Annotated in this window: 16 protein-coding genes; 7 read left to right on the top strand and 9 right to left on the bottom strand. The window is 39.5% G+C overall.

Annotated features, from left to right (window positions below; genetic code table 11):
- Nucleotides 1-113: 113 nt before the first annotated feature.
- The 7 genes from AC4EHK_RS19150 to AC4EHK_RS19120 form a co-directional block, all read right to left on the bottom strand.
- Nucleotides 114-1,307, bottom strand: coding sequence for a tyrosine-type recombinase/integrase (locus tag AC4EHK_RS19150; protein WP_490980325.1), 1,194 nt, complete (start codon nucleotides 1,305-1,307; stop codon nucleotides 114-116).
- A 105-nt stretch (nucleotides 1,308-1,412) separates the two neighbouring features.
- On the bottom strand, nucleotides 1,413-1,601 hold the full coding sequence (locus tag AC4EHK_RS19145) for a hypothetical protein (protein ID WP_490980324.1): 189 nt from the start codon (nucleotides 1,599-1,601) through the stop codon (nucleotides 1,413-1,415).
- 12 nt (nucleotides 1,602-1,613) lie between these two features.
- On the bottom strand, nucleotides 1,614-2,075 hold the full coding sequence (locus AC4EHK_RS19140; RefSeq protein ID WP_490980323.1) for an ImmA/IrrE family metallo-endopeptidase: 462 nt from the start codon (nucleotides 2,073-2,075) through the stop codon (nucleotides 1,614-1,616).
- Between the two features lie 128 nt (nucleotides 2,076-2,203).
- A complete protein-coding gene (locus AC4EHK_RS19135) occupies nucleotides 2,204-2,692 on the bottom strand; it encodes a hypothetical protein (protein WP_490980322.1) in 489 nt (162 codons plus the stop codon).
- Nucleotides 2,693-2,701: 9 nt separating this feature from the next.
- On the bottom strand, nucleotides 2,702-3,142 hold the full coding sequence (locus AC4EHK_RS19130) for a hypothetical protein (RefSeq protein ID WP_490980321.1): 441 nt from the start codon (nucleotides 3,140-3,142) through the stop codon (nucleotides 2,702-2,704).
- A 57-nt stretch (nucleotides 3,143-3,199) separates the two neighbouring features.
- Nucleotides 3,200-3,961, bottom strand: a complete 762-nt coding sequence (locus AC4EHK_RS19125; protein ID WP_490980320.1) for a hypothetical protein — start codon at nucleotides 3,959-3,961, stop codon at nucleotides 3,200-3,202.
- 17 nt (nucleotides 3,962-3,978) lie between these two features.
- Entirely contained in the window at nucleotides 3,979-4,419 is a 441-nt protein-coding gene (locus AC4EHK_RS19120; protein WP_490980319.1) for a helix-turn-helix domain-containing protein, read from the bottom strand.
- Between the two features lie 151 nt (nucleotides 4,420-4,570).
- Between AC4EHK_RS19120 and AC4EHK_RS19115 the strand changes: the two genes are divergently transcribed.
- Both AC4EHK_RS19115 and AC4EHK_RS19110 read left to right on the top strand, forming a co-directional pair.
- The gene (locus AC4EHK_RS19115) at nucleotides 4,571-4,798 is read left to right on the top strand and encodes a helix-turn-helix transcriptional regulator (protein ID WP_490980318.1); all 228 of its coding nucleotides are present in this window, start codon (nucleotides 4,571-4,573) and stop codon (nucleotides 4,796-4,798) included.
- 16 nt (nucleotides 4,799-4,814) lie between these two features.
- Nucleotides 4,815-5,006, top strand: coding sequence for a hypothetical protein (locus AC4EHK_RS19110; protein WP_490980317.1), 192 nt, complete (start codon nucleotides 4,815-4,817; stop codon nucleotides 5,004-5,006).
- Here AC4EHK_RS19110 and AC4EHK_RS19105 read toward each other — a convergent pair.
- Together AC4EHK_RS19105 and AC4EHK_RS19100 are read right to left on the bottom strand one after the other, a co-directional pair.
- Nucleotides 4,995-5,372, bottom strand: coding sequence for a DUF2513 domain-containing protein (locus tag AC4EHK_RS19105; protein WP_490980316.1), 378 nt, complete (start codon nucleotides 5,370-5,372; stop codon nucleotides 4,995-4,997). The genes AC4EHK_RS19110 and AC4EHK_RS19105 overlap by 12 nt on opposite strands.
- A 258-nt stretch (nucleotides 5,373-5,630) precedes the next feature.
- Nucleotides 5,631-5,843, bottom strand: a complete 213-nt coding sequence (locus AC4EHK_RS19100) for a hypothetical protein (RefSeq protein ID WP_490980315.1) — start codon at nucleotides 5,841-5,843, stop codon at nucleotides 5,631-5,633.
- A gap of 59 nt (nucleotides 5,844-5,902) precedes the next feature.
- Between AC4EHK_RS19100 and AC4EHK_RS19095 the strand changes: the two genes are divergently transcribed.
- The 5 genes from AC4EHK_RS19095 to AC4EHK_RS19075 all read left to right on the top strand — a co-directional run bounded on the left by AC4EHK_RS19095 (nucleotide 5,903) and on the right by AC4EHK_RS19075 (nucleotide 8,492).
- A complete protein-coding gene (locus tag AC4EHK_RS19095; protein ID WP_490980314.1) occupies nucleotides 5,903-6,640 on the top strand; it encodes an antA/AntB antirepressor family protein in 738 nt (245 codons plus the stop codon).
- A gap of 56 nt (nucleotides 6,641-6,696) precedes the next feature.
- The gene (locus tag AC4EHK_RS19090; protein ID WP_490980326.1) at nucleotides 6,697-6,984 is read left to right on the top strand and encodes a helix-turn-helix transcriptional regulator; all 288 of its coding nucleotides are present in this window, start codon (nucleotides 6,697-6,699) and stop codon (nucleotides 6,982-6,984) included.
- A gap of 88 nt (nucleotides 6,985-7,072) precedes the next feature.
- On the top strand, nucleotides 7,073-7,585 hold the full coding sequence (locus AC4EHK_RS19085) for a helix-turn-helix transcriptional regulator (RefSeq protein ID WP_490980313.1): 513 nt from the start codon (nucleotides 7,073-7,075) through the stop codon (nucleotides 7,583-7,585).
- A gap of 498 nt (nucleotides 7,586-8,083) precedes the next feature.
- A complete protein-coding gene (locus AC4EHK_RS19080; RefSeq protein WP_490980312.1) occupies nucleotides 8,084-8,329 on the top strand; it encodes a hypothetical protein in 246 nt (81 codons plus the stop codon).
- Nucleotides 8,322-8,492, top strand: coding sequence for a hypothetical protein (locus AC4EHK_RS19075; RefSeq protein ID WP_490980311.1), 171 nt, complete (start codon nucleotides 8,322-8,324; stop codon nucleotides 8,490-8,492). Before AC4EHK_RS19080 ends, AC4EHK_RS19075 begins: the two co-directional genes overlap by 8 nt.
- Nucleotides 8,493-8,494 lie beyond the last annotated feature (2 nt).

The following is an 8,494-nucleotide window of genomic DNA, read 5'->3' as shown; positions in this document are numbered from 1 at the left end:
TACGATAAATGTAAAACCCATTAATACAGAAAACAGGCTCAAAACGTTGGTAACACAGCGTTTTGAGCCTTTTCTTTTTGTCTTTTTTCGGCTACTCGCACAAAACTCGCACACTAGCTTCCAGCATAGGCTTTGAAAATCTCCCCGAAACGATTTTCCAACAGATCTGAAGCTTCTTTTTTCTTCTTACTGGAAACATGCGTATAAATGTTCCGAGTGGTCTTGGCATTTACATGGCCGACCCGTTCCATAATGATGTGAAGTTCCACTCCTGCCTCTGTCAGCATCGTCACATGGGTATGGCGCAGAATGTGCGGACCTTCAATTTTAGAAAGACCAGCCTTCTCACAAAGCCGTATGCAACGTTTGTAGAGAACCCGAGGTGAATAGGGGAACCCATTCTTTGGACGGGTAAAAACGTAGCTCTGATCGTGGTAATCATCCGTCAGCAGCTGGTACTTCATTTTGTTCTCCGATTGTTTCCGTTTCACTTGTTTCAACGTCGCGAGGATGTTGTCATCGATATCAATGGTCCGAATCGAATCCAAGGTTTTCGGGGGTGTTACCTGGTACGATCGATAGCCTTTGATGTTCTCCATCGTCTTGGTGATCCGCAGCGTTTTGTTCTCGAAGGAAATGTCACTCCATTTAAGCGCACACAGTTCCCCGACACGCATTCCAGTGAATGCCAGCAGCAAGAACCAATCCTGGTCGTGAATGAGCCCGTGCGTCCGTGTGGCAGCTAAAAATTGCATCAACTCGTGCTCTTCGAAAAACTTTTCCTTCAGTTCTGTGTTTTCGATTTCTTCCACGGTCTGACGTCTCTTAGGGATTACGGTATTGGTCACCGGGTTATCTGAGCGCAAATTAATTTGACAGGCGAATTGAAAGATAAAATTTGCGGTGACTCTGGCATGGACCAATGTAGACTTCGATTTCTTTTTTGAGAATAAGTCGGTAAACACATTCTGGATCGTTTGATGCGTGATTCGTCCAATCGCCAAATCTCCAATATACTTGTTCAGTAGATTGATGGATGAATTGCGGCTGACCAGTGTATTGTTTTTGACGCCCGTTAACTTGTACGACTCAAACCACTGCATAGCAAAATCCCTGAACAACAAATTATTTGCCTTCTTTTCATCTATACCGGAATTCAACTCGTTCAAAGCCGTTTTTACTTTCTGCATGGCTACTGATTTCTTATCGGATTGTTTTCGCACAGCATTTCGTTTATTCGTGATGGGATCCCTCGGACCTTCTGCATAGCATTCCCATTTCCCGTTAGCTAATTTCCTGCATTTCATCGCACACACTCCTCCGGTTCACCATAGCATCCAAAAAGATAGAGTGATGGTCTTTTATAAAGGCATTCACATTACATTTGGTCGTTTTTGGGTCACTTTGAGCCATCAATGGTCGTATTTCGTTTCGAAAGCTTCTTCAGGCAATGGATTTCCGAAAGAATCGCTATACCCTTTAACTTCACCTACCAGTTGCCCATCAACCTTGTGGATCTTCTTGAAGACAGGAAAGACACCAGGGAACTCCTTTTGCTTATCGCTCAATTCGCTAAACAAGATGTACTCTTCTTTTTTCATCCTCAACCACTCCTATCCATATTGAAAATTAGCAAGATACTGACGCAGCCGTTTTTCGGCAAACCATCGTTCGACTCCAAATGTCTCCATAATCATCCACACAGCTTCTTTTTCGTAGTTCGGCAACTCCATCTTATCCAGCATGAAGGTGGGGATACAGAGGTGCTGTGAGAAGTTTTCAGCCTTCCATTCCTGGTATTCGCGCATAGACAAGGGAATGATGGCTTGGTTTCCGGCATGCCAGAGGGCATGGCATAACTCATGTCCGAAATCTTGCCATTGTTCATCCGGTGATTGGCGGCTATCCAAAAATATATGGCCATTCATAAACATTGCATCATGCGGAGCATAGCTAATTGTCAATCCTAAGCGAGCGTAGATATTTTCGATCATCAATTGGTGTGGTTGATAAATGTCAATGCGATTCAGTAGTTTTGTAATGTAATCTTCCAAGTTATTGTATGTATTAGCCATTTTATACCTCCTTATTAGAACGTTTGTTCTATCTAAGGGTACAAGAAAAACCCGCTTTTGGGAAGCGAGTTCTTCAAAGAACTTCATATTAAGTGAAGATTTATTAAAGTTTAATGATTTGAACGCCTTTAATTCAATATCTGTTGTGCTATAGCAATTCCGACAGCAGTGATTATTGCTGCGCCACCTAATACCCAAGTAATAGTATTGTTTCTAGCGTTCTTTTGTGCTTGAACTAGTTCAGTTTTAAATTGATTGAGCTTTAAATCTGAATCGCGATTTAGCTCAGATTTAAGAAGTTCTATTTTCCCACCAATCGAAGTCGACAAATTAGTTATACTTCCATCGAGTTTTGTATTTTGGTTGCTTATTGCACCTTCGATTCTAGAAGTAAGATGATCGAGTTTTTCAGATATTAGATTTTCATTCGCACTAAAACGCTGATCAATAGACTTTTCAAGTGAATCGATGCGCTGATCAGTATATTCTTTGGACGTAATTTCCATACTTCTCACCTCGAATCCCTTTTGTTTTAGTATATCATCAGCTTGTAATAGTGAGCCACGATAACCCTTGAAATTATTATGAGCTTCGATTTTAATTACTTTATCGGCCATGAAATCACCTTATTTCTTGAAATCTATTTTAGAACTGAATAATCTATTATCCCTATTACTTAACATCATGTTAATGTCTAATGCATCCCCGGCTTCAGCTTCCGAATAACAGACATCAAGAGAGTAGTAGTTTGAAATGAAATCTTCTTCTGCATATATGTTGTAAACCGATAAATCAAAAACTATGCGAAGCGTTAGAGAATTTTCTTCGTTGTCAATTTCTATAAAATGTTGTGCTGAGGATACTATTTCAAAATCTTTTCCACCATTATAATAAGTTAAGAAAATATAAATATAGAAATCACGATTAGGATGTTCTTGTTCTACAGGTGAAATTAAGTATTGTAATCCATTTATTTCAAACTGAAAATCAACTTCTCTTTTTTGATCTTCTTTTGAAATATTCATCCAAACTCTGCTTATACCAGGTTTAAAATCCCACGACGACATTTGCTCACCTCCATAAAGATTTAAAAGAAAATACTGCTTAAAAGTAGAGAGAAAAATTTATTCAACATAAGATTGTAAATCAAATCGCTCTTCTTTCCCCATTGGGCCAGTTGATGTATCAACAGATCCATTTTCCACTTTCCAAGGACCGGTCATTATAACAGTAATGTTTTCAGGTAAAGATTCATCTTGTAAAGGAATAATATGGTATCCCTGTTGCGCTACTTGCCCGTAATAAGTCCCGACTATAGGATTATTACTCATTAATCCAGATGCTGCGGAAACTTGCTCCTTTGTATCAGTAATAATAGTCATTTCACCATTGTAATCAACATCATATTCATTAGTATTTTCAGTTTCTGTAATTGCCATAATCGCTCTAACTGTTTCTTTCTCTTCAAATTCATATAGGTATTCTTCGTTTGGCCGGAAATCTACTAGATAAAATGTTGTTTTAACTTGAAAGCCATCAAAATCTAATGGGATGCTTCCGCCTTCGTCACTATTTATCTCACGTTGGTAAGACTCCTCAGTGCCGAAATATGAAATTAAATCCATCTGACCTTCAGGGAAATCAATTGTATCTTGAACCACGACTTCTTCCTCTTTTTCTTTCTCTTCTTCTTTTTCTTCTGAATTACTATCAGTCGGTACTTGAGATTCAATTTCTTCGCTAGTTTCTTCTGTTTGATTGTCTTGAGTTACAGTTTCTTCAGTTACTGGAGACTCAGTAGAAGCGCTTTCTTGAATATCATCATTTCCGCATCCACTTAAAAGCAAAGCTAAACTTATTCCGAATACATATATACTTTTTTTCATATTGTCCCCCTAATTTTTTATAGACCTGACTTATTTTCCTTCGTCTTTCTTTTCTTCATAACTTTATCCACTTCATAAGCAACTTCGAGCCGTTCCATCATATCCAGTATGTTATCACTTTTGTTTTTAAAAAAGAGCGCATCTTCGTTGATTGCCCAGTCTAATACTTCCTGTTGGTAGGAGGAGAGGTTTTCGTAGTCATCTCGGCTGACACCTATCTGATCGTAGGTAAAGAGGCTTTGCGGTTCGGGGTCTTTGGCTTTTTCTTCTCTACCTAATAAATAATCTAAAGATACATCAAAATAGTCAGCTATCTTAATGAGAGTATCGTAATCCGGTTCTCTTTGCCCTTGTTCATACATAGCATATGTCGTTCTAGCTACACCTATTATCTTAGCGAAATCTGATTGTGTTATTTTCCTTCTGGATCTTAATGATTTCAAACGATGCGAAAGCATATCATCACCCCTTAATAGTTAAATTATACCTACACAATGTGTGTAATGAAATAAAATACACGAAATGCGTATTTATGTATTGACTTGTCACGTAATGTGTACTATTCTAATAACAAGAAGTACACGAAACGTGTATAAAGGAGGGGTGACGATGAGAGAGTGGCTGAAGAAAAAACGCATTGAAGAAGGTCGAACTCAGGAACAGGTAGCCAAAGACTCTGCAATAGCTCGTACTACTTACGCAATGATTGAACAAGGTGAAAGAGATCCAAGTGTAACCGTAGCTGCCAATATTGCAGAAGCATTGAACTTTGAATGGACGCTTTTTTTTGAAAACAAAGTACACGAAACGCGTAGTAAAAAGCGAGTGGCCGTCTAAGAAAGGAGAGGGTTAGATGAAGGAACAAAAACAGTTAATATCAGCGGTTATAGAAAACCATGAGATTCAGTCAGCCACTCGAAGTATGACTTTGAATCTCACAATTTATTCACAGGAATTGAAAGGTGTGGAGCCTTACAACTTCTTATACAACGAAATTGAACAATTTCTAAAAGATAGAGGTTACTATCCTGGTTTAAAGACCTAACTTTTTAAGTACCATCGTTTTAGCTACTTCAGAAAGGACTGATAGTGAAGTTCCGGCAACTTTAGCAGTTATGCTCTTAGTGTTTTTCCAGACTTCTGGATCTCGAATATTGTCGAGCAACTGATGTCCATCATATGTGATAGACTCCAGAGCCGCATCGACTAAGCCAAACTCTGCATTAAAAATATGGCCATTGATTAATTTAGCTTCATGGAGCTTTGCGGCTGTATATAAGATTTGATCGAAACTATAAGAATCCCCAAAATGTTGCTCATAAAAAATCGATAAAATTTCAGAACGATTCATTTCTAGATGCTCTTCCATTTTCAAAAGAAGATCTCTAACACAATCTTGATCAAGTTTCATGATATCACCTCCCATCAACTACATTTTACCAGTTGGTTCGGGAGAGTGCGGTAACAACAGGAAATATTAAACTCATAAAACTTTCGTTCTCAGTTTTTAATTAGAAAATTTTGAATAAAAAATAGGAGGAATTGGAATGACTGTTCATTGCACAAGCGAAGAGCAAACGAATTTGTTATTGAAGAGTGGGTGGAAGCTCAACGATGTTAGAAGCTCCACACCCACTGATGAGGGATTTGTTTACATTCTGATCAAGTCTTAAAGACTAATGCCGTCGTACTTGTTATCTTCATCAACCAAAGATGCTGCAACATCTTTTGGTAATCCTAAAGAATAGCTATGACTATCATAGCCTGGCACTTCACCTCTACTGAATCCAGAGGACAAAAGAATCCATCCTTTTCCAAGGAGTCTATTTACTTCTATTTCACTGGTAGTTTCTTTTACTCGAACAATATCAGCGTATTCCATTTACTCACCTCCCATCCATAAAGGATAGGAAAATTATAACAAAGAAAAGAGGAAGAAAAATGAATGAGTTGATTCCCACAACGCAAAGCGAAGCCGGTGAGATTACTTTAAGTGGTCGTGATCTTCACGATTTTCTAGAAGTCGGAACTCAGTACACAAAATGGTTTGAGCGAATGACTGATTATGGATTTGTTAAAGGAATTGATTATTTATTGGTTAGTCAAAAAAGACAGACCAATAATCCAAGAAATCCTTTTACTGAACAATTGGACCACCAAATCAAACTCGACATGGCCAAAGAAATTGCAATGATTCAACGCTCAGAAAAAGGCAAAGAAGCTCGTCAGTATTTCCTGCAGCTTGAGAAGATGTGGAACAGTCCAGAAATGGTCATCAAAAGAGCAATGGACTTCCAACAGCAGAAAATCATCCATCTCGAAACACAGATTACTGAAGACAAGAAATATACCGATTTCGGGAAAGTTGTCAGCTTAAGTGACGGAGCAATCAACGTTGGAGCTTTCGCCAAAATAATGTACGACAAGCATGGCGTTAATATCGGCCGCAACAAGTTAATGTCTTGGCTTCGCGAAAACGGGTTTTTGATTAAACAAGAATGTCGAGAAAAGAACTTCCCTAAACAACATTACATCGAACGTGGATGGTTCAGACTGGCGCCAACAATTATTAAAAGAACGAACGGTGATGTGCAAGGTGGCACCACATTGATTACAGGTAAAGGTCAAGTGGAATTGGCAGACCTTTTGATTAAAGAATTTAGCAAAGTCGGAGTTTAAAAAGAAGAGGGCGCGAGGGACGCCCAGGAGGAGTGAAGAGGATGGAACAAACAGTTTTGATAACGATGTCGGCTGAGGATTTCCGAGCAATCGTGAGGGAGGAAGTTGCACTGGCAACGAAGCACTTACAGCCGAGGAATGAGCTGCCATTGTTCTTAACGGTGAAGGAAACAGCGGAGCTTTTGAGGATTAGTGATTCCAAGATGTACGAATTGATGGGACGTACGGACTTTCCGGTATGTCGAGAAGCCGGTGTGAAAATCTACTCAGACGAATTGCTCTCTTGGATTGAAGCAAATACTCAAGGTCTCCAAAAGAAGAAGCGAACTTTGTCTGTAATTTAATTATACCAAGACCGCTTGGAAACGGCGGTCTCCATCAAGACAACTTGCAAGTGAAATGTGAAGAAAAAAGAGAGAGGGAGATTGAAATATGAAAAAGTCACAATTAACAAATGCCATGCGCGAAATGAGACAGGGGCAAACACAAGAGCAATTAGCAATGAATCTAAACGTAAACCGCGAGGCAATATCCAAGTACGAGAACGGGCGCACTAAAATTCCTGCTGATATAGCTGCGGCAATGATGGAGCGAAAAGAAAATCCTTGGTTCGCTCTAGCGATTAGAAATGAATACACCAAAACTGGCCCATTGCGATTGAATGGCCCGAACGTAGATTTGCATCGTTCCAGTGTACGAGAAAAGACCTTAGAAGAAGTAGGAGAGCTCATAGCTTGTCTGACGAAATTCAGTTTTGCAAAACCTTTAAAAAACTTATCGGAGTGGGAAAAACCTGAACTACATAACTTACTGGAAGAGGCGGTTGAAGCCATTACCGGTTTGGAGCATTTAGTCGCTGTTGTTTGTGAAGAAGCGAATATCAGCTACACAGAAACCTGGCAGAAGCATCACACACAGTTAAGAGCGAAAGGCTATATCCAATAAGAAGGGGTGAATAGATATGGAATTCAGTGATCCGGCATACCTTTTAGGAACGATGGTTTTTGTTTCATTTATCAGCCTAATGGTTGGCATTCACGTAGGCAGCATTAAAAATGAACACAAAAAAACCGACTGACGGCAAGGTCAGACGGCAATTACTACTCTGTGAATCAAGTATATACGAGGGCCATGGCTCTCGTCAATAAGCTCAGGAACGGTTTGGTTGGCCGTGAGTAATTCCTCGTCCTGAGTTTATTGATGGGACTCACTCCATCAGAAAGAGGTGAAGAAATGGAATGTCCATATTGTGAAGAAGAGTTGAATTGCCACGATTACTACGGTTTTGGAAATCCGTTTGGGCCTCAATTTGTAAAGCAGGGCGATGTTTACAAGTGTGATAACGAATCTTGCGAAATGTATGAAGAACACTTCTATACAGACAGTCAGGATGAATTGCACGAGGGTTATCCCTGCTAAATAAAACCGAAAGGAAGTGAATACATGACAGCGCACAGAAAAGCGACATTCAGCTTAGAACAGTTTGACCGGTCAACCAAGATGCAACAGATCCTACAACTAGTAAAAGCATCGAAGGAAGCAGGAAATCAGCACACGGTATTCTCTTTCCATGAACTTGGCACATCCAGAGAAGGCATTTTTATCATAACGCTACTGGAAATTAAGGGTTATAAGGTTGATTTGGGAGATAACGAAATCATTGTGAAGGAGGCGAATCCGAATGGGTGAATTTGCAGAAATGATGTTGGAAGGCGTCTTTTGCGAATCATGCGGTTGTTTTATTAATGCAGAAGCCGTTGGACATCCTCAAAAATGCGAAGACTGTTTTGAAGATGAATTGATTGAGGCAGTCAACACAAAAACCGTGACGTTTGTTCGTGAAATTAAATAAAC

It is taken from the genome of Planococcus sp. TJ-307, from assembly GCF_058268435.1.
The sequence above is the reverse complement of the archived record's forward strand: the minus strand, read 5'-3'. Positions and strand labels throughout refer to the sequence as shown.